This window comes from Senegalia sp. (in: firmicutes) (genome assembly GCF_052088025.1).
Classification (GTDB): domain Bacteria; phylum Bacillota; class Clostridia; order Tissierellales; family SIT17; genus Anaeromonas.
Window position 1 is genome coordinate 20,264 of the sequence record NZ_JBQCYD010000021.1, and the last position, 25,294, is coordinate 45,557.

Sequence of the window (25,294 nt, forward strand, 5' to 3'; positions counted from 1 at the left end):
CTTTTAATTCATCTTTTTTGTAATATTTTCTAATCTTTCTAATACCTTTTCAAGCATTTCTTCATATTTAATTTTCTTTTCCTTTTCTTCATTTACTATCTTTTCTGGAGCTTTTTCTGTAAATCCCTTATTTGATAATTTACCATTCACTCTTTTAATTTCATTTTCAAACCTTGATTTTTCCTTTTCTAATCTTTCAATTTCCTTATCAAAATCTACAAGCTCTTCAAGTGGTAAAAATATCTCTGCATTTTCTATTACAGCACTCATAGCATCATCATTGATTCCTTCTTTATTTTCTTTTACTTCTAAATCTGATGCAGAAGCAAGTGTCATAAAGAATGATTTGTTTTCTTCTAATATTTCTTTTATTTTATTATCTTTAGTTACAAAAATCACTCTTGCACGTTTTGAAGGAATAACATTCATCTCAGCTCTTATATTTCTAATATGCTTGATTGCATCCATTATAAAATTGATGTTTTTCTCTTCATCTTTGAAATTATATTTATAATCATTTTTTGGCCAATCTGATATCATTATGCTCTCATCATTATCATTTATATAACTATATATTTCCTCTGTCACAAATGGCATGAAAGGATGAAGAAGTTTATTTATATTTCTTAATACATGAATCAATACATTTTTAACTATTATCTTATCATCTTCATCTTCTCCATATAATCTTGCTTTAACCATTTCAATATACCAGTCACAATATTCATTCCAAGTAAAATCATAAACCCTTTGACCTGCAAGACCAAGCTCAAATTTATTCAAATTATCATCTATTTCCTTTATTGCACCATTAAGCCTAGAGATTATCCATTTATCTTCTAACTTTAAATCTTTATCATCCACACCAGTAAATTTAAAATCTTCTCCTAAATTCATTATTACAAATCTAGAAGCATTCCATAATTTATTTGCGAAGTTTCTACTTGCTTCTACTCTTTCAACATAAAATCTCATATCATTACCTGGTGTATTTCCAGTTATAAGAGAAAATCTCAATGCATCTGAACCATATTCATCAATGATTTCAAGAGGATCTATACCATTACCTAATGATTTACTCATTTTTCTCCCCTCAGAATCTCGAACGAGTCCTGTAATAAATACATCTTTAAAAGGAACCTCTCCCATTTGTTCCACACCTGAAAATACCATTCTTACTATCCAGAAAAATATAATATCATATCCTGTAACTAATACATCTGTAGGATAAAAATATTCTAGTTCTTTAGTATTCTCTGGCCATCCTAATGTAGAAAAAGGCCAAAGTGCTGATGAGAACCATGTGTCAAGACTATCTTCATCTTGAACTAAATTATGAGAATCACATTTACTACATTTTTCTGGTGCCTTTTTAGAGATAATAACTTCAGAGCAATCTTTACAATAATATACAGGAAGTCTATGTCCCCACCATAATTGTCTTGATATACACCAATCTCTTATATTTTCTAACCAATTAAGATATATTTTTTCAAATCTTTCTGGTATAAATTTAAATTCTCCATTTTTAAGAGCTTTTATTGCAGGTTCAGCTAGGGGTTTCATTTCTACAAACCATTGTTTTGAAATAATAGGTTCCACTATAGTATTACATCTTTCACAATGACCTACATTATGATTGTGCTCTTTAATTTCAACTAAATATCCTTGTTCTTTTAAATCTTCAACTATTTTTGCTCTAGCTTCATATCTATCTAATCCTTCATATTTTCCACCATTATTATTTATCCTTGCATCATCATCTAATATTTTAAGGTTTTCTAAATCATGTCTAAGTCCTACCTCAAAATCATTAGGATCATGGGCTGGAGTTATTTTAACAGCTCCTGTACCAAATTCTAATTCAACATATTCATCTTCTATTATTGGTATTTCCCTATCAACTAGAGGTAATATTAGTGTTTTACCTAGAAAATCTTTATATCTATCATCATCTGGATTTACAGCTACAGCAACATCACCAAGCATTGTTTCTGGTCTTGTTGTAGCTATTTCTAAAAACCTGTCTTCTCCTTTTACAGGATATCTCACATGCCATAGTTTGCCACTTGATTCAACATGTTCAACTTCAGCATCAGAAATAGCAGTAGCACAAGATGGACACCAATTGATTATCCTATCTCCTTGATATATCAATCCTTTTTCATATAATTTAATGAAAACTTCTTCTACTGCATCACTTAAGCCTTCATCAAGTGTAAATCTTTCCTTTGACCAATCTGGTGAAACACCTAATTTTTTAAGTTGATTTTTTATCTTTCCACCATATTCTTCTGTCCATTCCCAAGCCTTATCTAGAAATTTTTCTCTTCCTAGTTTTTCTTTACTTAATCCTTCTTCTTTTATGCGGGCTACTACCTTAGCTTCTGTAGAAATACTAGCATGGTCAGTTCCTGGAAGCCACAATGCCTCATATCCATCCATTCTCTTCCACCTTATCAATATATCTTGAATAGTATGATTTAAAGCATGGCCCATATGAAGACTTCCTGTTACATTTGGTGGTGGCATCATAATAGTAAAAGGTTCTTTATCTTCATTTACATCTGCTTTAAAATATCCACTTTCATTCCAATATTTATAAAGCCTATCTTCAAATTCCTTTGGATCATAAGTCTTAGATAAATTCTCCATTTAAACAACTCCTTTTTTTATTTTCCATAAATCATAAGTAAGACTGAAATAATAGTTAAAAATAAACCTGATAACTTTATTTTAAGCAAAGATTTTAAGTCTTTAATCTTACCCTTCTTATATTGTCTATCAGCGCCTAAAACTATCACACTGCTTATTAAAAATATTAATATACCTATTATATAAATAGTATCACTCCCTTAATAAACAAAAAACACCCTCAATCCTTATATAATATAAGGACGAGGGTAATCGCGGTACCACCTTAGTTTCAATTTAAAAAAATTGACTCTTAATTAATTTTAACGAATATTATCCGTTCAGATTTACTTAATTTTCAATCTGAAAGCTCAAAAGCTACATTCAGCAAAAGTTATCTTCTGGATCCTTTCAGCCTAAGGGATACCATTCTCTAAAAGTTCTTTTGCCTACTCCTCTTTGTCATTGCCTATATTTATTATATTACATAACATTATATATTTAATACATGCTTATTGTCAATATGAATGAATATTTTAAATACAAGTAACATATATAAGAATTCAAAATATAATAGAAGTATAGTGAATAAAATTTTGGAGGTGCATTATGAAATCTAAATTATTAGCAGTATTATTAGTAATTTCTTTGTTTATATTACCTATCATATCAGGCTGTAATGAAGAAGTAGCGCTTGAAAAAGTACGACTTATAGAAGTAACTCATTCCGTATTCTATGCTCCACAATATGTAGCATTGGAAAAAGGTTTTTTTGAAGAAGAAGGTTTAGATGTAGAACTTACAAATGGAAAAGGCGCAGATAAATGTATGACAGCTCTATTATCAGATCAAGCTGACATAGGCTTCATGGGACCTGAAGCTACAGTATATGTAGCTAATACCGATAAAGATGATTATGCGATTAATTTTGCTCAACTTACACAAAAAGATGGTTCTTTCTTAGTAGGTAGAGAAAAAGATGATGATTTTACATTTGATAAATTAAAGGGAAAAACAGTTATAGGTGGAAGAAAAGGTGGAATGCCAGAAATGACATTAGAATATGTATTAAAATCTAATGGCTTAGAATTAGGTAAAGATGTAAATGTTAGAACAGATATTCAATTTGCTGCAATGGCAGGAGCTTTTTTAGGCGGCGAAGGTGATTATGTAACATTATTTGAACCAGTAGCATCAGAGCTTGAAAAAGAAGGTAAAGGCCACATAGTAGCTTCTATAGGAGAAGAAGGAGGATATATTCCTTTTACAACTTATAGTGCAACAAAAGAATATATGAAGGAAAATCCTGAAACAATTCAAAAATTTACAAATGCAATCTATAAAGGAATGATTTGGGTAAATGAAAATTCATCAGAAGATGTAGCAGAAGCCTTAAAAGGACAATTCCCTGATACAGATAAAGATGTATTGATTTCTCTAGTAGAAAGATATAGAGATCAAGATACTTGGAAACCAGATTTAGTTTTAAGTCAAGATGGATTAGAGCATATGATGGATATAATGGAACTTGCAGGAGAATTAGAAGAACGCGCTGATTATGAAAAGATAGTAAATACAGAATTTGCTGAAAAAGCAATGGAGAAATAGAAGCGGGCTTTTTTCAGAGTAGAAATTGAAATAATTTCTACTCTGAATTTTTACTTGTTTTTGTTTACCTTAATATAATTTATGGTATAATTTAAATAAAGAGTCTTTAGTTTATACGACTAGGAGGAGAATTTATGAATAACGAAGAGAAAATATATGATTTATTAGAAAAAGTATATATAGAATTACAAGAAACAAAAAAAGATTTACATGATTTTAAAGAAGAATCCAAAAATGATTTAAGTAATTTTAGGCAAGAGTTTAATCAAGATTTGGAAAATTTTAGAGAAGAGACTAAAGATAATTTCCAGAGTTTTAGAAAAGAAGCCAGAGAAGATTTAGCAGCTTTTAGAGAAGAAACTAATAGAAGATTTGATACTTTAGAAAATAAATTTGATACCTTGGAGAATAAGCTAGATGATTTAGAATCTAATAATGCAAGCCGACATATTGTTATGAATTCTAATATAGAAAAAATAAAGAAAAATATGAGCACAGTAGAAGAAGTAACAGCTAAAAACTGGACAGATATTATTGAACTTAAAAAAATAAAATGAATTTATTTAAAGTAGGCCTAGGCCTACTTTTGTTTTGTATTATATGAGTAATTTATTAATTTCTTCCTTTAAATCATCTATCATTATTCTAAGCTCATCTTCATCTGGACGTTTTGAATCATCCCACATCTCATCTCTTGATAACCACCATACAGGACCTTTTTTCGGCGTATCTCCCGTCACTCTAGGAAATAAATGCCAATGCACATGAGTATCTCCGTTTCCTAATAGTTCATAGTTCATTTTCTCTGGCTTAAATACATTAAAGACTGCTTCTGCTACAATACTCATTTCTTCAAGATATTTCATTTTAAAGTCATAAGGTAAATAATGTAACTCTGTAGTATGTTCTTTGGATAAAAATAAAGTATATCCTTTAAAATGTTGATGATCACCTATCACTACATATCCTGTTTCTAATTCCATAACAAAGTATGGATTTATTCCTTGTTTAATCATTTCAATTCTTTCACAAATTAAGCAGTTCATTTTCTTCCCTCACTCTATAATTTATTTTATATACTTAAATATGATTTACCAATATTCAATCAATTAAAACCTATTTAATCTCTGCAAAAATTTCATGTATATTACCATCTGGATCTGCAAATAAAGCTGTCCTTTGACCCCAAGGCATATTGTGTGGTTCCTGAATAGAAGTTGCTCCATTTCTAACTAAATTTTTAAATGATTCATCCACATCATTAGTAGTTTCACATGGAAAAGCTAGTTCAAATGCTTGACCACTTGGTTTTTTCTTATATTCATTACTAAACTCATACATAACATCTCTCATGCAAATAGCAAATCTAACTCCATCATTTTTAAATTCAACATAGTTTTCAAGATCATTTTTAACTTCAAAGCCTAATATTTGATTATAAAATTCCTTCATCTTTTCTATATCATCTGTCCAAATTGTAATAAGATTTATTTGTGACTTCATTATAATCATCCTTTCTTAATTTTAATCTAAGCTTATCCAATATCTTTGAGTAATTTCATTTTCTTCTGGTATTTCATTTTCTAATATACCACCATTATTTATAATGGTCTTTGCTGATGCAATATTATCTTTATCACAAGTAATTAAAACTTTTTTAATATCTAATTTTAGACATTCTGTTAAAGATAATTTTAACATCTCAGTTGCATATCCTTGATGTCTTTCTGATTTTCTAATACTATAACCTATATGTCCACCAAATTTTAATAAGTAATCATTTAGGCGATGTCTAATATCAATCATACCAATTAAACGACCGTCATCAGTAGAAACAGCTATATATGTAGTTGCTGGAACTAAACCTTCTCCTACAGTCTCCTCTTTTAAATTATTACAAAATGAACTATACCACTCATCAAATGTTTCAGCATTTCTCAAACCAGCAGTACCATCCATGCTATCTCTACTTTCAATAAATTCTCTTTTATAATCCATAATTTTATCTTTATACTCTGTTGTAGGTAAAACTAATTTTAATCTATTCATATTTATCACTTACACCTGCCTCATTAATTCTAAATTCTTTCTTATCACAATCTATTTCAACTTCTACTCCATAGGCCAATATGCACATTGGTGAGGTATGTCCAAAATTCATATTGTACATAATTGGTAAATCACGTCTTTTAGCTTCATCTCTTATTACCTTTAAATATTGTTCTTTATATTCTTCATAATATTTTTCATCTTGAGGTTTACCTATAATTAATCCATTTATTTTATCAAATATGCCTAAAGCGTTGAAAGCTCTAAGACACCCTCTGATATAATCAGGTGTAGGCTTCTCTTCACTAGTTTCTAAAAATAATATCTTATCTTCCCATTCTTTTAAATCAGGCCATAATTCTGTTCCCCTTAACCAATCTAATACTTCTATACATCCACCTATTAATTTACCTCTTACCTTACCTTTTCCTTGAAGAATTTCATATCTTCTTTTTTCAATGTTTAATTCTCTTTTTATTTTGCTATTATCTTTATTTTCCCATGGCAAAAACTCTGAAGTCCAATGTTTGCTTCCTTCAACTTGTCCTATTTTTTCACTAGTAAATAATACTCTTTCAATCCACTTTTTTGTATAATCATGCATTTCTACATTTTCAGCAAATTCTGCCAGAATACTCGGTCCATAATAACTAATAATACCAGCTTTATAGCACATGAAGTGGTTTACCGTTGTATCGGAATATCCCATGAATATTTTAGGGTTATTCTTTATTAAATTAAAATCTATATAGGGCAATAATCTAAGAGTATCATCACCACCTATATTAGAAAATATAGCCTTAATTTCTTTATCTTTAAATGCATTCATCATATCTTCGGCTCTTGCCTCTGGATGTTCACTTAAATATTTACTACCCTTTAGACTATTTGGCATTTCTACAACTTTAAGTCCAAATACTTCTTCTAATCTTTTTTTCCCTATTTCATATCTATGTCTAAATTCTTTATCTCCCGCTCCACCCCATGATAAACTTACAATAGCTACTTTATCTGCTCTTTTTAGCTTTACTGGTTTTATCATAAATAATTCCTCCTTACAGTATTATTCCATTGTTCTTCCGTTATCCTCCAAACTTCATTAGGAATATATTGATAGTTTGAGTATCCTAATTTTTTTGCATTTCTATCAGCCATTTCTATGAACTCAATATTTCTGTTTACACCCTCTTTTAAACTTTCAACTATCATTTTTGACCAAATTCCACCTTTTTCATATAAACCTTTCATTAGAAAATCTTTTTCTAACTTTTCTATATCATATTTTATCTTTTTATGTTGGACAGTCCATTCATTATTTGACCATGAGAGTATAGAAAATTCTGCAGAAGATTCCTTGTTAAAATGTACTCCAACTGATCCAGGATTTAAAACCAGTTTTCCATTTATAACTCTACTCCATTGCTCATGAGTATGACCACAAATTAATACTTTTTCATCAATCTTATTTAAGATTTCTACAAGCCTATCCTCTTTATAAGGATAAAGATGTTCGTAAACATCATCTGTAGAACCATGAACTACTCTAATAGTATCAAAGTCTTCAATCTGTATTGATTTTTGATTAGTTAAGTCCCTTATAAATTCAATATTATGAGTCTCTAACTTATCTCTAGTCCAAATTATAGAATCTAATTGTCTATATTTATTCCAGTCAGTGGTTTTATCATCAATAGTTTTTAATATATACTCTTCTCTATTTCCACCTATAGTCCATCCCTTTAACTTAGATATTCTATTTAGAACTTCATTAGGATTAGGGCAATCACTAATATGATCACCTGCTATAATGAAATGATCAATTCCTTGATTCATTGAATAATTAATCACCGCTTCTAGTGCAGTAAAATTTCCATGGATATCTGCTAATACTCCTATTTTCATTTTTCATCTTCCTTTATATATTTATTTAAAATTTTCAATAATCTTATTATTATTTTATTCTACAAAACTTTTTAAAATCCTTTTTTATTAATAAAATCAGGCATGTTTTATAATTATAAAACATGCCTGATTTTAAATATTTTTATATAATAGTTTCAAAACTAAATTTTATTTTTTATTGTGTATCAAACTATTATTTACAATTTCTTTTCTTTTTTCTCTTAAGTTTCTTATTTCATTTTTAACTAATCCATCTTTCATTTTTCCCTTTTCTATAAAAAACATGGATAAACCTCCTGCGCCTACATGAGTACCAACTGCTGCTCCCATTTGCATTATATAAATATCTCCAATAAAATCTGTTTCTTTTTTTATTTTATCCTTTAAATCATGTGCAATTTTTATTTTTGTTGTATATCCAATTATGATAAAATTCGTAATATCTTTATCTACTCTTCTTACAAATTCATCTACATAATAATTTAGTGCCTTTTTCATCCCTCTTACTTTGGCTACTATAGCACCCTTACCTTTTTTCATAGACATAATAGGTTTAATCCTTAGTAATTTACCAATTAAAGCACTGGCATTGGTGAGTCTTCCACTTTTTATTAAATTATCTAAATCATCTACACAAAGAAAATGTTTAACTCTAGTTTTATAACTTTCATTAAACTCTATAAGTTCATCAAAACTGTATCCTTCTTCAATTAGCTGAGCAGATTTTATTATTAACCAGCCGCTTCCATGACTCATAGATAAAGAATCTACCACATGTATTTTAATATTGGAGTCTTTATTATCTTCAAAATAATAATCTTTTGCTATAACAGCCGATTGATAAGATCCGCTAGTTCCACTGGACATACAAATACAGAGTACTTCTGTATATCCTTCTTCTACAGCTTTATCTATGATTTTTAAGTATTCATCTGGACTAGGCATAGATGTAGTTGGGTTTTCATCTAGAGTTTTCTGTTTTTCATAGAATTCATCAGGCTGAATATCTATTTTATCTTTGTAACTTTTACCTTCTATAATAATATTTAGAGGTGCTACTCCTATGTTATATTTATCAATTATATCTTCAGATAAATCACATGTGGAATCTGCCATAATTTTAATCAAATTTATCCCACCTTCTATTTTGATATGGCATAATTAGTCAAATTTCTACAATATGTTTATTTTATTAGTATAGCATATATCTTGTTTATTGGATATATGCTATAAAAAAAATAATCTCTTAAATAAACTTATTCAAGAGATTATTTAATATTATTATTAACATATTTTTATTATGTTTCTCTATTTCTAAATGGTTCAGTTGATTCAGAGTTTTTTATAGCAACAATATATTGAAAAAATTCCAATATGCTTTTTTCTGATTTTTCATTATTAAACTCAGGAGACATTTTTATATCAGAAAAAGGTATTCTTTTACTATTTAATTTACAGACTATAAAAATTTTTAATATTTAGTACTTCTTAAAGTTATAACCTAATATTTCTACTGAATCTTTTTTATTTAATCTTGAATCATAATTCTTTCTTAACTGGATCATATTCAAATGATCGAATCCAATTTCTCTATAAAACTCTATTGCACTAATATTTCGAGGTATTACATCTACAAATAATGCAGTAACATTTTCATTAATCAACATATTATCAAGAAGAGACATAGCTTTTTTCCCTAATCCTTTTTTCCTATATTTTTTAAGAATATATAAATCTTCAAGCCATGCAGCGTTATCTCCACCAAATTCTAAATAAAAGAAACCAATAACGTCTCTATCTTCCATAGCTAAATAAATGTTTCCTTCTTTTAACCATGAGTTAAATGTTTGCTCACCTTTCTCGATTGTACACCAGTATTCCTCAGGTGCTTTAGTTAATTTACGATGATAATTCATTAATTCTACAATCATAGGTGATACAATCTCTTTATCCTCATTCTTACAAATTCTTAGTTCCATTTTTCACTCTCCTATTTCTTAAATACTAAATTTATCAATGTATATTTACCTTTATTACTTTCTTCCAACTATAATAAAGCGATGTTCTGTACCTACCACAAAACCTTTTTTCTCTAACTTTTTTTGTAACCTACACAAATTTCTAAAACAAGAATCTACAGAAAAATTAGGAAATTCCCATTCAATTACCTTTGCAAAATAAACTAAAGTGCCTACATCATAGAACTTATTTTGTGGAAAATATTCATTAGTATATAATATTTCAAAACCTGCTTCTTTTAACAATTTACTATTGTTCTCTAAATCATGCTTTGAATTCTTGATTTCTAAATTATCAATTAATTTGATTGATAAATCATTATTATTTTTTCCACCGACTTGTTGTGTTATGAAAAAACCATCTTTTTTTAATATTCTTTTTTACTTCATTTATAGCAAAAGACTCATGTTTATTTATAACTATATCAAATTTATCGTTCGAATAAGGAATATTACTATCTTCTATTATTTGCTTTACTTCTATTCCTAGAGGAGTCAATTTCTTTTTACATAATTCTATATTAGGTTTATATGTTTCTGTAACACTAGTTAATTTATAAGGATGATTAAGTGTTAATAGAAATTCTCCACCACCTGTACCCATATCTAATAATCTATCAGATGGTCTGATGTTATTTAATATAATTTCTTTATAATCCCAAGGGAGCCCTTCACTATCATATCTATCATTAATATGAGAAAAATCCCAGCCCTTAAGTGTATATTGTTCTTATTTTTTCCATTCTTCTTTTAACTTTTTATAATTCATTATATGCTCCTTTTATTTTTCATCATATTCATATTTATTTCATTTAGCATATAGCAAGAAATTTTGATATAAATATCCTTTTCATAGGTCATTTCATCTGATTTTTTTATATAAACATTTAATGCATCTTCTATTAAAGATTTGTATTTCTCTGAAAGTATATTTTTTCCCCAAATACCTCCCTCAAGTTTTGAAGAAATAACATTTTCTTTTATAAAATATAGAACTCTACATAAATTAAGAATAATATAAACCGGGTTATCTAATATATCATCTTCTGCATTTTTGATATCCCTAAGTATTGAATCTATATAATATCCTCTTGGTACATCACTAAATACATCGTCTATACCTCTACCATAAAGACAAACTCCTCTATGCTTAATAATAGTCATATGTGCTGCCAAATCAGGATCTACATCATTACCACAAATATAATCTTCATTAAAAAGATATTTATCTTTATGACTATCAGAATAGTGAAGTTCAAAAGGTGTGGGATAAACAAATTGTTTTGCATATTTTTCTAATATAATGCTCATTTCTATACCTTTTTTAGGTAAATTATTTATGTATAATATTGATGATATAAGTTCTTTTTTAAATTTATATTAATAGGTTCTTTTACAACTACAATAAAATCTATATCACTTGCATCAGTATAACAACCCATAGCTAATGAACCATGTAAATATATTCCAACAATATTAGAATCTAATATACTCTTAAATCTATCAATTATTATATCTAATATTCTAAATGGTTTCACATTATCCCCTTCAGCCTTAGATAGTTTTCTTATTTCTTATTTGTATGATTACAGGCGATTGAGTTCTCAGCATCTATAGCCAATGTATATTTATCACCTTTAACATATCCTAGAACAGGTCTATCTGTTTCTTCTTCATGAGGCAAATAATACACCCTATGAGAAATATTATTAAGTCCCATTTGTTTTTTCTCTCCTAACTTAATACAAAGTTAATTTAAATACCTTTTCATCTTTTAAAAATCTTTCTGTATCTTTAAATCCAACTTTTTCATATAACTTTTGCGCTACAATATTGTCTGGGTCAAAACATATATGTATTCCCTTGCAATCCTTAATTTTCTTCATTTCTACAATTATTTTAATTAAGGATGCTTTTCCATATCCGCAACCTTGAAACTTGTAATCTATCATTAATCTGCAGATTTCAAAAAAGTTATAATCATATGAATATCCATACATAGCAAACCCAACCATTGTTTCATTGTTATAGATAGCTTTAGTATCCCAGCCTTCTTGTACTTTTGATTGAGCAAGCGATAATGCATTAGATGCTATATATTCTTCAAATACAGTATGCGTATTATTTTTATTGGTTGTCAATTTAATGCATTCTATCCAGTTATCATTGGTAATATTTCTTAAATTAATATTCATAATTCATCTCCTATAATTAAAAAAGTCTATATACTAATAGGTCACTCTAATTCTAGTAGAATTCATCTTACGGTTGTAAATAACTCCTAGTATTACTGAAACAATAAATTCTATTATGTACACCAAAAACACCTTAAACCCTATATCTAATTGCAAATATCCGTTATATCCTATATATACGGCTAGTCCTATACATCCATTATACCAAGCGTGTGCTAATACACATAAAGTTATATTTTCACTATACTTATATAATGTAGAAAAACTAAAGCTTAAGATAATTGTCATAAGAGTATAAATTCCAAAATTAATTTCACTTTGTACAGTTCCTTTTATAAACCATAACGGTAGATGCCATAATGCCCATACAACTCCTACAACTATAGTAGCAGGAATATAAGTAAATATTTTTTCCAAATTAGGTTGTAGATAACCTCTCCAGCCTATTTCTTCAAATCCTCCCCCTATTATCATAAGAGGTAAATTAATAAACATATATAAAATAGAAACAGGTTCTTCTATTCCAAATCCAAACCAAACCATAAGAAAACGCCATAAAAGATATAGAAAAAATATTATTCCTACCTTTTTATTTATATTTTTATTAAACACAAACCTATTAAAAGAAGTAAATTGAAATTCATAAGGATATATTTTATGGATTATATAAAAAGCTATCATAGGTCCTAGCGCTCCTAATAAGTATGGAGCCCAGAATAAAACTTCTCCGTACCATAATACATTAAAATATTCATTTCCTATCACAATCATTCCCCAAGACAACCATGTAATGCTAAATGTAAATAGTAAAAATAACAATATTCGTTTTATCAATAAAGTCCTCTCCTCAAATGTCTTTTTATCTTATATTATATTTTTTTACATACATATAAATTATGTAAACTATATCCTATTAATGATGCATTATCATATGTCATAAAATGATAGTCTAACCATTTATCAAATTCATTTTCATCTAAATCATTTATATTATTTCTCATCATATGAACTATACCATCAGTACCTACATGCTTTAATTTCTCTACATTAAAATTAGTCATAGTTTTTTCCATTTCTTCATATGTTGAAAAATAAAAGCAATTTTCATTTTCTTCAAATTTAGATTCTACTCCAAATTCAGATACATTTTTTAAGTATTTATCACTAATATTTTCTTTATCCCTACCTATATGGATAACATATTGAGCATATCTATTTATATAAGCAAGTGCTAAAATTCCTCCTGGTTTTAAAACTCTTAGACATTCATTTATACATCTAATTCGATCATCCAAATTTGCAAGATGATATAATGGTCCTAAACACAATACCACATCAAAAACATTAGAAGAAAACTGTGATAAATCTAGTACATCTCCCAGTTTTATTTCTATATCATCAGAAACGATTTTTTTAGATTTTTCTATCATTATATCAACATTTTTTCGTAAAATGTCTACTGCTGTAACTTTATTACCTTTATTAAGATAATAAAAAGAATATCTTCCAGTTCCTGCTCCAACTTCTAGTATTTTTGAGTTAGCTTTTATTTTATCTTCTAATACATGAACTGTTGAAAGAAATTCTATTCTATGCGAATTATCTTTTACTAACCTTGAATCCTCATCATAGTTTTCATAATACTTTTCAATCATATTCATAGTTTAACCCCCTATAATTAAAAATGTTTGTCATAATTACTACTACTTATGCTACTTTATCATTTTTATATACTGTTAAGTTAAGGTAAGATAAATAACGAAATCCATAAATCATTATTTTTTGTTTTTAGCCTTCATTCTTTTAGATTCAATCTGTGTATACCTAAAAATTGCATAAATACATAAAATAATAATAAATGGTATTCTAATTGTACGCATTATAGACAAATTAAATATTTCTTCTATTAATACTGTAAAAAATAAAATAGAAGACATTAAAAATATTGTACCAATATAATAATATCTATCTTTTGTTCTTAACTCTTTCCTTTCTTCTTCGGTTGAAAAATAATATATTATTGAGATTATAGGTCCTTTTTGCATAAAAGAAAAGATGGAAAGTATTAAAAGGATAGTTGTAATTAGAATTATTATAATATTTAATATCATAATTTGCCTCCTTATATTTACTTATAAAAATGTAAATCAACTTCATATTAATAACTATCAATTTTTATTTTCTTCAATAAAATCAATGAATTTATAATTCATCTCTTCTGAAATATTATATAATGTATTTGTATCATCAGATTTCATCAATGATCCTTTTCCACCATTTTCTTCAATCCACAGATAAAGTTTTTCCTTACTATTGTCTTTGTAAATAACGTCTAAATTAAAATCTGGTTCTCTTATATCTACAATTCCATCTAATTTAGTAGCACTCGTTATTATATTTTTCAATTTATCAATAGTTTCTTCATTAGTTATATTTATAATTAAATCTGAATTAGATTTGTCAAATCCATTTGATTTAAAAATACTAATTTCTTTTATTTTTCCATCTAGTTCTAATTTAAGATTATCTTTTTCATTCAGTTGTTGATTACAGCCTAATAGACTCATAGAAGCTAATATTAAAATGAGTGCTATAATTCTTTTCATCCTTCAAACCCCCAACTTTTAATTATTTTCTATTTCCTTTCTTTTATACTTTATTCATATTTCCTTCAAATATTATTCTTTTACTTTAAACTTAACTTGTTATAAATAAAATCTGCTTGATTTTTTCCCAAAACTATTTTAATTTTATTTATTAATTCTTCTGTATATTTTATTTCTAATTTATTTAGCATAGCAAACAATTCTTTTAATTCATCATCTCCAAATGTATTTCTAAATTCATGCAAAATCAAAGCACCTTTAAATCTAGATAAATATGCCTTACTATCATTTCTATCCATATTCATTATAGCTGGACAATTTATAGTTTCTTTTTCGTAGTAATCAATAATAGCTTTATATTTTTCTTTACCAAAATAATGTTCAATATATAACCATGAGCTATATTCAGCAAAACTTTCATTTAACCAATCTTCCCAAGAGCTAGCATCAGCTTCATTCCACCAAATATGTGCCATTTCATGGCCTATAAAATGTATTAAATCCTTTTCTTTAATATCTCTTTCACTTAATACAATTAATTTTTCTCTACAGTAACCTCCACCTTTTACTCTTGGAGCGACTAAGATATTGAATTCATTATATAAAGCTTTACTTCCAAATTTATGGTTGTAGAAATTTAATATATCTTCAACATATTTTACTAAACATTCTACTATCTTATTTCCAGTCTTATTTATACTATAAAAACCCACTTTCATATTGTTAATTTTTATACTTTGATGACTGTAATTTTTCATAGCTAACAGATAACAATCCATTGAATCTATATTTGAACTCCAATTATCTCCTACTTTATTAGCTTCTAATAAATAATAATCTGGAATCCCAGAAATTAAAACATTATATTTAACTTTAGGTATTGATTTTATTAATGGATACCATGGAGAGTATAAGTTTAGTTCAATAAAATCATCATTTATACTATTAATTTCTGATTCTTGAATTCTATTAATAATTCCAGAGTATTTTATCTCAATACTTTTTATATTTGTTTTATTTAATATACTAATAATTTTAGCTTCTGGAAAAAACGGTAAAGATTTTTCAATCTTAGTTTCTTCATATATGATTTCCTTATTGTTGGCAATTATTTTTTCTATAATCAAACTTTTATGTAAATAAAGCTCTAGTTTAGTAGATTTGAATTCATTAAGAGATATAATTACTTTAGAATCAATAGATTCTTTAATAGGATTGATTTTAACATTTATAAAATATTCAATACTAATCTTAACCCTCTCCCTTTCTAGATTTTAATTTAACTTCAAGCTTTGAAAATTTTCAACTTATGTTTTTAATTAAACTTAGATATACTATATATTTTTTAATTTCTTAGTGAAATTGGTTATATGCAGTATTTTCTTTCACTTTAGAACATTAATTTTCTAATCTTATAAACTTTTTAAGTATTCATCAATAATTATTATATCTTTAATATCTTTTTCTCTTCCTAGCTCATTTTTTGTTTTCTAATGCTCTTCAAACTTCCAACTGGTATTTCATTAATATATTCAATTTTATCTACATTCCAATTTTCAAATATTTCAATAATTCCATTTATATTTATGGTTCTACTTTTATCGTTTTCAACTTCAGCAATAAATCCTTTCAAAAGTAATTCCTCTATCATATCTGTAGTACATCCAAGATCAATATCTCTCGTTTCACTTTTAACCTCATGCATTACTAAAGCAGAACCAGCTACTATCCAATATTTTTCTTTTGGAAAATCTAATTCATTCATTTTATCAATGATATCTTTTTTAGTAATCATATATCACCTCTAATTAATATTTAATTTATAAGTCTTAATATCACTAAAATAAGTAATATTACATATCTCAAATTATCCAAATTAAGTAAATTTTAAATCTCATTTTCTAGTTCTTTTTTTATTATTTATTTTCATTATCATTTTAACTGTTTCTCTTATATCTCCATCATCTGGTTCAGCATCATCCCAATTATGACCATATACTCCATAAATTTTTCTCACTAAAATATCGAATTCTATCCAACGTTCTTCTATTATTAATGTAAATACATATGCTAATCTGTTAACCATGAATTTGTTAAGAAGCTTCATATCTTCTTCGGATAATTGATTATTTGGATGTGCATGCATACCTTCTACTGGGCCGTTTCGAAAAGCGAAATGGGTTACTGCTTTTGATATAATATTAATATTATCAAGATTAAGAATCTCATTTTTAACCTGTAAGTTCAATTCTTTTGCCTCTTTTGATTTTACCTGTAGGAATTCGTCAACTATTGAATCTCTAATAGTCATTCCTAGCTTTCTTCGTCGATATGTTATCTTGGACTTCTTGACATCAAACAACTTTGCAATAGTTTCATCTGTCTTTTCTTCCTCTATAAATAATTGTTTTAGCTCTTCATCTGACAAATTTTGATGATTAATTATTTCACCACTAGCTTTCTGCTCACATAATTTTTCATAGAGACCCATATGAACACCCCTCAAATTTTTATATCTATATAATATTATTCTACATATATTCCCAAATCCCTTCTTTATTCCTATAATAGTTTAGAGTTTAATTACTCTCCTATCGGGTAATTATTTTATAAATAAAAATTACAGGGAGGAATGTTTTATGCCATGGAATAAGAATGATTATCCTGATGCTATGAAGAATCTGGATAATCAAGTGAAAGGTAAAGCTATAGAAATAGCTAATGAGCTTGTAAATCAAAATTATTCAGAAGGTAGAGCTATTCCTATTGCAATTGAAAGAGCTCGTGAATGGGCAGATAATAATGGTTCAAGTAGTTCAAACTCTAAAATTTATCATCTAGTACCAAATGATGATAAATGGGAAATCAAAAAAGAAAATGGTGAAAGAGCAAGCTTCACATTTGACACTAAAAAAGAAGCAAGGGATAAAGTAAATGACATGTTAAATGATACAGCAGATAAAATTATAATTCATAGAAAAGATGGAACAATAGAAGATACTTTAACTTCTTAGAAGTAGGTTAATAACCTACTTCTTTTTTGTCTGTAATTATTATATAATGAAATCAAAGCAATACTTGAGGAGGAGAATATGAAAACCTATTCTATGTTAAATATCCACAAAAAAATATCTAATAAAATATTAAATAATGAATATATTAAAGATAATTTTCTTTATGAAAAAATAAAAGAATATTTAAAAAGTGATTTATTTTCGCAAAAATTAAATTTTTTAATAAAGCATAAGGATTTTAGTGCTAGTGCTATATATGACATATTTTCTGAGCTAATTGAAGATTTTGGCTCTAATGAAAAAGATGAGTGGCTAAAATATTTCTATAATTATTTATTAGATAAATCATATCCAAATGCTGTGACATGTCAAATAAAAAAAGAGTATGAAATACCTACTTTGATTTTTATAGATACATTTAAAATTTTAACAGATTATGAAAGAAGTGATAGACAAAACTTACCAGATGGAAGATATCCTCTAGAAATTATATCTGATTCTAATATTAAAAGATTCAATATAACTAATGAATATAGAAAGTTCAAAAAAGTTTTTGAAAATGATTATATATATGAACTAATGAAATTACATCAAGAAATTACAGGTTATACTACATTAAACCATATTACTGGGGTTCATTATGTTGCTATGCATATTTCTAATCAATTATATAAATTAAATCTACCTGTAGATTTGGGCAAAGTATCTGCGGCAGCAACTGCACATGATATGGGTAAGTTTGGATGTAAGGGTGAAGAATTAAAACGCGTTCCATATCTTCATTATTTTTATACTGAGCAGTGGTTTAAAAATAATGATATGGAGTATATTGGTCATATTGCTACAAATCATTCTACATGGGATTTAGAGCTTGAGAATTTACCTATAGAATCTTTAATACTTATATATTCAGATTTTAGAGTTAAAGGTAAAAAAGTAAATGGTGAAAATAAAATGCATATTTATTCTCTTACAGATTCTTTTAATATAATTCTTGATAAATTAGATAATGTAGATGAAGAAAAAGAAAACAGATATAAAAAGGTCTATGCTAAATTAAAAGACTTTGAAAATTATATGATCAATTTAGGTGTTAGTACAGATACTAATGTTTTTGGTCCTAAGGAAAAGTCTAAAAAATACTTTTCACTTATGAAGAATGAAGAGATAGTAGAAAACTTAAAATACAGGGCTATAGAGCATAATATATTTATTATGGATAAACTAGATAGTGAAACTTCTCTAAGTTCTATATTAGAAATAGCCCGTAGTGAAAATGACCCCAAAAAATTAAGAGGCTATTTAAATGTTTTTGAAGAGTATTCAACTTACTTTACTAAAAGACAAAAAGAGATAACATTGAATTTCTTATATGATCTTTTAATTCATAAAGAAGAAGATATAAGAAAACAAAGTGCTGAATTAATAGGAATATTAATTGCAAATTATGATGAAGAATATAGAAAAGAAGTGCCTAAAAATGCCTATATTGATAATACTAAGAAAACCAGCTATGATCTTTTAAATGAATATATAAAGTTAGTATTATTTCCAGATCATAAAATCCTTGATCTTCATAAAAGATGGATAGGACTTAGTCTAAAGAATATAATAAATTCATTATTTTTAAATTGTGATAGATCTCAAAGAAAAAACTTTAGATCTATACTATTAAATTATTATGAAGATAATAATTTAATAGATATTAGTATAAAATTTTACCTTTTACAAGCAAGTGAATATATACCTTTTAAATCAGCAAATGAAAAGAAAATAGATTCTATGCTTGATTTTATAATTTCTTTTTTAGAAAATGATAATGATGTATATAGATTAACTGCTATTAATAGAACCTACAATATTATATATAGATTAGATAAAGATATTTCATTTATAAATGCCGTAAAAATTAGTCTTAAATCAAATTTGAATTATTCTAATTTGCCTTCTGAAAATTTTTTGAAATTAAAGATTGCTAAGAAACTAAAGATGGATAAAGAAATTATTGATTTATTAGCATCATATTATAAAAAAGATTTGTCTAAAACAGCAGATATTTTTTTGATGAATTTAAAAACTGCTACTCATTGGATAATCAAAAAAAATAATATTGAATTATTATTAGAACATATTATTCAATATGATGATAAAAATATAATCCACACTGCAATGCATTTTACGAATTTATTAAAGGTAAGTGAAAATGAAAATGTAAGAAATCATGCTGGAGAGGCACTTTTAAATATTTTTCCCTTCCTTTCATTAGATAAGAGAAATGATGTTACAGTAGAGCTTTTAAGGGCACTTGAAATACAAGGATATCATTTTACAAAATATATACCAAATTATTTAGGTCAATTAATTCTTTACCTCCATCCTACAGAATTAAATGAGATAATAGATGACTTTATATCTAAAATCAAATCTGCAAATAGACAAATTAAACTTTTAATATTAAAAACTGTAGGTATAGCTATACAAAACTATTCTAATTATAATGATATTTTTGTAGAAGAAAAAGATATATCAAATAAAAGATTAATTAAATTACTTGGGATATTATTAAATGGTTTAGCAAATTATGATATTCAAGTAAAGCAAGAAAGTTTTAGGATAATAGGTTCTGAAATATTTGGAAAAGAAGATTTAAGCTCAGAAGAGAAAAATATTATTTTTAAACACATCTCCAAAAAAATATTAAATTTATTGCCTTTGAAGGAAGAAAACGAATTATGGTTTTTCAATAATTCAGCATCTTTAAATAATATTTATAGATTTATTTCTGATTATATATTTGAAAATGGTAATATCCATATTCGCACTAATAAAAAGATTGCTTTTTTTCCAGGTACATTTGATCCTTTTTCCTTAAGTCATAAAATGATTACTCAAGAAATAAGAAATTTAGGCTTTGAAGTATACCTTCAAGTAGATGAATTTTCTTGGTCAAAAAGAACTCAACCACATGAAATTAGAAGAGAGATTATAAACATGAGCATATCAGATGAACTTGGGATTTATTTATATCCAGAAGATTTGCCTGTAAATATTTCAAATCCTCATGATTTAAATAAGCTAAAAAATAATTTCAACAATGATGAAATATATATTGTTGTGGGAAGTGATGTACTTACAAATGCTTCTTCATATAAAAACGATATAAGTGAAAATTCAATTCATAATTTTTCTCATATAATTTTTGATAGGAAAGAATCAGCTTTTACTAAGTCTAATACAAGTGATATGGAATCTGTTTTAAAAAATATCAAAGGAGATATAATAAATTTAAAATTACCCTCTATATATCAAACCATAAGCTCTACTATGATACGAGATTATATAGATGAAAATAGAGATATTTCTCAGTTAATAGATCCATTAGCACAAAGTTATATCTATGAAATAGGAGTATATAAAAGAGAACCTCAGTTTAAAACATTGATTCAAACTCAGTCTATTGATATAGAAATAATTGATGATATTTCAGATGATTTAATTTCTACTTTATCTTCTAGTATTTTAAAAGAATATAGAGATTCGTATTCAAAGTTAAAGGAAATTCAAAGTAAATTAAATCCAAGAGTAATTTTATTAAAAGATATAAAAAATAATACCATTATAGGTTTTTCTATATTTCATTGGATTAGGTCAAGCAACTTGTTTGAACAATTTAATGATAATAAGGTCTCAGAATATATAAGACAAGATTCAGTTGGTAGAATTATATGTATTGATGGAATATTTATAGATGATGAATGTGATTTTGAAAACTTAGAGCAAATAATGATTACTGAGACTCTCTCCTTTTGCTTGTCAAAGGATTATACTTATGGAGTTTTTAGAAATATCATAAAAAATTATCCTACTAAAAACTTAAACGAAATATTAAGGCTTCAAGGATTTCACAAACTAAACTTTAAAGATAAAAATACAAATATATTTACAGTTAAAATGACAAACCCTTGTACTTTAAATTTAGATTTAGAATCTATTTTAAAACAAGAATTTATAGATAATAAAAATGTAAAAAGAACGATTATAAGGGCTAGAAAAAGGCTTCAAAGGGTACTTACTACATTATATCCAGGTCAACTTATAATTTCATTTGATAGAACTATACTGTATGAAAAAATGATTAGAAAGATTTGCAAATTAAATAATGTCCCTGCTGTCCAACAAATACCTAAAAAAACAGGTGAAAAAATGTGTGTACCATTTGGTAGTATATTAAATGGCCATATTGTTCCAAATACAGTTACTAAATCAATGCATACAGAAAAAATGTATACACCTGATATTAGAGATTTTAGTATTGAACCATTTCCATATTATTTGAATTTAGAAAATCAAATAAAAATGATAAATTCTTTTGATCGTTCTGTAATATTAGTAGATGATTTACTTAATAAAGGATATAGGATAAAGGCCATAGATTCTTTATTAAAACAAGAGAATATAAGTGTAGATAAAATAATAGTAGGAATTTTATCTGGTAGGGGCAAGGAACTTATGGATATACAAGATAGAAGGGTAGATTCAGCATATTTTATTCCAAATTTAAGAATATGGTTTAATGAAAGTGCATTTTATCCTTTCATAGGTGGAGATACTGTATGTAGAGATACTAATTCACTAAAAAACATTCTACCTTCTGTAAACTTTGTACTTCCCTACACATCTCCTATTTTTATAAAGGGCACTAAAAATAGCACATTATATGAATTATCAAGAGTATCTATATATAATGCTGTTGATTTGCTCAAAACTTTAGAAGATGAATACCAAAAGAAATATGGAAGAAATTTAACTATAAGACAGTTATCTGAAGTCTTTATAGCTACTAGATATCCTGATAAGGGAAGTAATATTGAATATGATTTAAATCTAAAGGCTTCACATTATTTAAAAAATGACTTAGAACAACTAATCAGATTAGAAGATATAATTAAAAGATAAGAGGTGTCTTATGTATTTATACAAATTAGATGAAAATATTTATGGATTTTCATATGAGAAATATAATTTTAAAGAAGCTAGCGAAATAGATTTGATTAATAGTGATAAAATTTATTATTTATTTAAAGATAATCCCCTAAAAAGTAGGAGAAGCTATATAATTTCCTCTCCTTCCCTACTATCTTTAAAGAAGGAAGATATAAATATTTTAAATCAAAAAAAGGAAAATCTCCATATCTCACTTTGGTTAAAAGAAAAAATAAACGCTAAAAAAGTAATCGCACTAAACTTAAATTTCCCAACTTGGAAGGAAGTTTTATATCAAAAAGAAATTAAAAAATGGAATATAAATATATTAGCTTTAGGAGATATAGGTACTACTTTACTAACAGGATTAAAGCTCTTAGGTGGAAATGAAATTTCTCATATTGGAATATATGATAGAACTTTAAAGAAACAAAAAAGATGGGAAATGGAAATGAATCAAGTCTATTCTGCATTTAATTATCATACTCCTTTTGTAAAAATAATAAAAAAAGAAGAATTATTTGATTGTGATATGTTTGTATTTTGTGCATCTAAATCAGTACCAAAAGTAGGAAGTGATATAAAGGATGTTAGAATGGCACAATTTGAAAGCAATTCTGAAATTATAAAAGAATATGGTCAAATGGCTAAAAAAGAAAAATTTAAAGGAATATTTGCAGTAGTATCTGATCCTGTAGATTTACTTTCTAAGGTAGTGTTTTTAGAGAGCAATAAAGATGATAATGATAATTTTGATTTTCTTGGTTTAGCACCTGAACAAATCAGGGGGTATGGTTTAGGTGTAATGAATTCAAGGGCAGTATATTATTCTAGAAATAATCCTAAATTAAATCACTTCCTTGAAGAAGGTAGAGCATATGGACCACATGGTGAAGGACTTGTAATAGCTGATAGTATAAAAGATTATAATGATGAATTTTCTATGTATTTAACTGATAGAGCAAAGTATGCTAATCTAGAGATGAGAGAATTAGGCTTTAAGCCATATATTGCTCCAGCTTTATCTTCAGGTGCACTTTCTATTATAGATACTATAAGTGGAAATTGGCATTATAGTGCTACTTTTATTGGTGGAGTATTTATGGGTAGTAAAAATAGAGTGAAATATAATACTGTAGAATTAGAAGAATTAAAATTAGATGAAAAGTTATTAGAAAGATTAAAAGAAACTTATAAAACTCTTGGTGATATTATATGAAAGAAATATATTTAATAGTTTCTAAAAATCCTTCACCATTTTTAATGGAAATGATATCACATACCTTAGATGGTAAAAAATATATTATAATTAATGATTATAAACATATTCCTAATCTCCAAAACAAAAGAATATTATTTGCTTTAGAATTAGATGAATTTGGTGGTAATATATTCATACAAAAATTCTTTAATAACTTGTTCAAATCTAATAATGCTCTTAAAAACTCTATAGGATCAGTTTTAATATATAATAGTATGGATGATTTATATACTAAAACTATGGCACAAAATATAATATTTAATGCTAATAGATTAGGAGCTACTTTCCCAGGAAGACCTTTAGTAGAAGCTACAAGATCTCTTTTAAATATGAAGACACTTGCTAATGCTAAAGATATCAGTTTAAAAGAAGCTCTTTTTTATTCATGTAGCACTCTTTATGATAATTTAGTTGATTTTGAACAAACAAAGTTTGCTAAAGCAAAACTATTGGTCCTTCATTCTAGTAATTATGAAACATCAAATACTTTAAAACTTTGGACTATGATTAAAGAGAATTTAAAGGATATTGATATAAAAGAAATTCATATAGAAAATGGTACTGTAAGAGATTGTATAGGTTGTCCCTATAAAACTTGTAAGCATTATGGAGAAGATACCAGTTGTTTCTATGGTGGTATCATGGTAGACGAAGTCTATCCTGCTATTTTAGAAACTGACTCTATACTTTGGATTTGTCCTAATTATAATGATTCAATAGCAGCTAATTTAAAGGCCGTTATCAATAGACTTACTGCACTTTTTAGAAAAACAAAATTTTATGATAAATCTATATTTTCTATTATAGTATCTGGAAATTCTGGAAGTGATGCTCTAGCAAAAGAACTTATAAGTGCTCTAAATATCAACAAAACTTTTAGACTTCCCCCAAACTTTTCTATAATGGAAACTGCTAATGATAAAGATGCTATATTAGAAATTGAAGATATAGAAAGAAAAGCATATGATTTTAGTCAAAATATGATGAATTATTTAAAACAATAGGTACTCAATTGAGTACCTAT

At 26.6% G+C, this 25,294-nt stretch carries 27 protein-coding genes and 1 other annotated feature; of the genes, 6 read left to right on the forward strand and 21 right to left on the reverse strand.

The window, feature by feature from the left end; translation table 11 throughout:
* Positions 1-3 precede the first annotated feature (3 nt).
* Positions 4-2,655, reverse strand: a complete 2,652-nt coding sequence (locus tag ACTHUW_RS07435) for a valine--tRNA ligase (RefSeq protein ID WP_442197580.1) — start codon at positions 2,653-2,655, stop codon at positions 4-6.
* A gap of 235 nt (positions 2,656-2,890) precedes the next feature.
* Positions 2,891-3,109, reverse strand: a binding site (T-box leader).
* Positions 3,110-3,243: 134 nt separating this feature from the next.
* Between ACTHUW_RS07435 and ACTHUW_RS07440 the strand changes: the two genes are divergently transcribed.
* Both ACTHUW_RS07440 and ACTHUW_RS07445 read left to right on the forward strand, forming a co-directional pair.
* A complete protein-coding gene (locus ACTHUW_RS07440) occupies positions 3,244-4,242 on the forward strand; it encodes an ABC transporter substrate-binding protein (RefSeq protein ID WP_442197579.1) in 999 nt (332 codons plus the stop codon).
* A gap of 134 nt (positions 4,243-4,376) precedes the next feature.
* A complete protein-coding gene (locus tag ACTHUW_RS07445) occupies positions 4,377-4,799 on the forward strand; it encodes a hypothetical protein (RefSeq protein WP_442197578.1) in 423 nt (140 codons plus the stop codon).
* 39 nt (positions 4,800-4,838) lie between these two features.
* Here the strand turns inward: ACTHUW_RS07445 and ACTHUW_RS07450 are convergent, their stop codons facing one another.
* From ACTHUW_RS07450 to ACTHUW_RS07545, 20 genes are all read right to left on the reverse strand, one after another.
* Positions 4,839-5,288, reverse strand: coding sequence for an HIT family protein (locus tag ACTHUW_RS07450; RefSeq protein WP_442199152.1), 450 nt, complete (start codon positions 5,286-5,288; stop codon positions 4,839-4,841).
* Positions 5,289-5,358: 70 nt separating this feature from the next.
* Positions 5,359-5,745, reverse strand: coding sequence for a VOC family protein (locus ACTHUW_RS07455; protein ID WP_442197576.1), 387 nt, complete (start codon positions 5,743-5,745; stop codon positions 5,359-5,361).
* 21 nt (positions 5,746-5,766) lie between these two features.
* Entirely contained in the window at positions 5,767-6,291 is a 525-nt protein-coding gene (locus ACTHUW_RS07460) for a GNAT family N-acetyltransferase (RefSeq protein ID WP_442197575.1), read from the reverse strand.
* The gene (locus tag ACTHUW_RS07465) at positions 6,284-7,333 is read right to left on the reverse strand and encodes a S66 family peptidase (protein ID WP_442197574.1); all 1,050 of its coding nucleotides are present in this window, start codon (positions 7,331-7,333) and stop codon (positions 6,284-6,286) included. The genes ACTHUW_RS07460 and ACTHUW_RS07465 overlap by 8 nt, the downstream gene beginning before the upstream one ends.
* Complete coding sequence (locus ACTHUW_RS07470; protein WP_442197573.1) at positions 7,330-8,193, reverse strand: metallophosphoesterase family protein; 864 nt, start codon at positions 8,191-8,193, stop codon at positions 7,330-7,332. The genes ACTHUW_RS07465 and ACTHUW_RS07470 overlap by 4 nt, the downstream gene beginning before the upstream one ends.
* A gap of 168 nt (positions 8,194-8,361) precedes the next feature.
* Entirely contained in the window at positions 8,362-9,321 is a 960-nt protein-coding gene (locus ACTHUW_RS07475) for a DegV family protein (RefSeq protein ID WP_442197572.1), read from the reverse strand.
* Positions 9,322-9,671: 350 nt separating this feature from the next.
* Positions 9,672-10,172: a GNAT family N-acetyltransferase gene (locus ACTHUW_RS07480; protein ID WP_442212885.1), complete on the reverse strand. Its 501-nt coding sequence runs from the start codon at positions 10,170-10,172 to the stop codon at positions 9,672-9,674.
* 54 nt (positions 10,173-10,226) lie between these two features.
* A complete protein-coding gene (locus ACTHUW_RS07485; protein WP_442212887.1) occupies positions 10,227-10,457 on the reverse strand; it encodes a hypothetical protein in 231 nt (76 codons plus the stop codon).
* A gap of 76 nt (positions 10,458-10,533) precedes the next feature.
* On the reverse strand, positions 10,534-10,815 hold the full coding sequence (locus ACTHUW_RS07490; protein WP_442212889.1) for a hypothetical protein: 282 nt from the start codon (positions 10,813-10,815) through the stop codon (positions 10,534-10,536).
* A gap of 164 nt (positions 10,816-10,979) precedes the next feature.
* Positions 10,980-11,522, reverse strand: a complete 543-nt coding sequence (locus ACTHUW_RS07495) for a DUF4111 domain-containing protein (protein WP_442212891.1) — start codon at positions 11,520-11,522, stop codon at positions 10,980-10,982.
* A 26-nt stretch (positions 11,523-11,548) separates the two neighbouring features.
* Positions 11,549-11,749, reverse strand: a complete 201-nt coding sequence (locus ACTHUW_RS07500) for a nucleotidyltransferase domain-containing protein (protein WP_442198614.1) — start codon at positions 11,747-11,749, stop codon at positions 11,549-11,551.
* 29 nt (positions 11,750-11,778) lie between these two features.
* The gene (locus ACTHUW_RS07505) at positions 11,779-11,931 is read right to left on the reverse strand and encodes a hypothetical protein (protein ID WP_442212894.1); all 153 of its coding nucleotides are present in this window, start codon (positions 11,929-11,931) and stop codon (positions 11,779-11,781) included.
* 19 nt (positions 11,932-11,950) lie between these two features.
* On the reverse strand, positions 11,951-12,406 hold the full coding sequence (locus tag ACTHUW_RS07510; RefSeq protein WP_442198612.1) for a GNAT family N-acetyltransferase: 456 nt from the start codon (positions 12,404-12,406) through the stop codon (positions 11,951-11,953).
* Between the two features lie 33 nt (positions 12,407-12,439).
* Positions 12,440-13,171: a CPBP family glutamic-type intramembrane protease gene (locus ACTHUW_RS07515; protein WP_442212896.1), complete on the reverse strand. Its 732-nt coding sequence runs from the start codon at positions 13,169-13,171 to the stop codon at positions 12,440-12,442.
* Between the two features lie 104 nt (positions 13,172-13,275).
* On the reverse strand, positions 13,276-14,067 hold the full coding sequence (locus tag ACTHUW_RS07520; protein ID WP_442212898.1) for a class I SAM-dependent methyltransferase: 792 nt from the start codon (positions 14,065-14,067) through the stop codon (positions 13,276-13,278).
* A 114-nt stretch (positions 14,068-14,181) separates the two neighbouring features.
* A complete protein-coding gene (locus ACTHUW_RS07525; protein ID WP_442212900.1) occupies positions 14,182-14,517 on the reverse strand; it encodes a hypothetical protein in 336 nt (111 codons plus the stop codon).
* A 57-nt stretch (positions 14,518-14,574) separates the two neighbouring features.
* Positions 14,575-15,012, reverse strand: coding sequence for a hypothetical protein (locus tag ACTHUW_RS07530; protein ID WP_442212902.1), 438 nt, complete (start codon positions 15,010-15,012; stop codon positions 14,575-14,577).
* Between the two features lie 80 nt (positions 15,013-15,092).
* The gene (locus tag ACTHUW_RS07535) at positions 15,093-16,139 is read right to left on the reverse strand and encodes a M1 family aminopeptidase (RefSeq protein WP_442198607.1); all 1,047 of its coding nucleotides are present in this window, start codon (positions 16,137-16,139) and stop codon (positions 15,093-15,095) included.
* Positions 16,140-16,483: 344 nt separating this feature from the next.
* Positions 16,484-16,807 (reverse strand): hypothetical protein, encoded by a 324-nt coding sequence (locus ACTHUW_RS07540; protein WP_442198606.1) that lies wholly within the window; start codon positions 16,805-16,807, stop codon positions 16,484-16,486.
* Between the two features lie 99 nt (positions 16,808-16,906).
* Positions 16,907-17,503 (reverse strand): hypothetical protein, encoded by a 597-nt coding sequence (locus ACTHUW_RS07545; protein ID WP_442198605.1) that lies wholly within the window; start codon positions 17,501-17,503, stop codon positions 16,907-16,909.
* A gap of 148 nt (positions 17,504-17,651) precedes the next feature.
* Here ACTHUW_RS07545 and ACTHUW_RS07550 point away from each other — a divergent pair, with 148 nt between their 5' ends.
* The 4 genes from ACTHUW_RS07550 (at position 17,652) to ACTHUW_RS07565 (ending at position 25,274) form a co-directional block, all read left to right on the forward strand.
* Positions 17,652-18,026, forward strand: coding sequence for a DUF2188 domain-containing protein (locus tag ACTHUW_RS07550; protein ID WP_442210900.1), 375 nt, complete (start codon positions 17,652-17,654; stop codon positions 18,024-18,026).
* A 78-nt stretch (positions 18,027-18,104) separates the two neighbouring features.
* Complete coding sequence (locus ACTHUW_RS07555; RefSeq protein WP_442210898.1) at positions 18,105-22,982, forward strand: cytidyltransferase; 4,878 nt, start codon at positions 18,105-18,107, stop codon at positions 22,980-22,982.
* 10 nt (positions 22,983-22,992) lie between these two features.
* Positions 22,993-24,228: a lactate/malate family dehydrogenase gene (locus tag ACTHUW_RS07560; protein WP_442210895.1), complete on the forward strand. Its 1,236-nt coding sequence runs from the start codon at positions 22,993-22,995 to the stop codon at positions 24,226-24,228.
* The gene (locus ACTHUW_RS07565; RefSeq protein ID WP_442210893.1) at positions 24,225-25,274 is read left to right on the forward strand and encodes a flavodoxin family protein; all 1,050 of its coding nucleotides are present in this window, start codon (positions 24,225-24,227) and stop codon (positions 25,272-25,274) included. Before ACTHUW_RS07560 ends, ACTHUW_RS07565 begins: the two co-directional genes overlap by 4 nt.
* Positions 25,275-25,294: the final 20 nt, after the last annotated feature.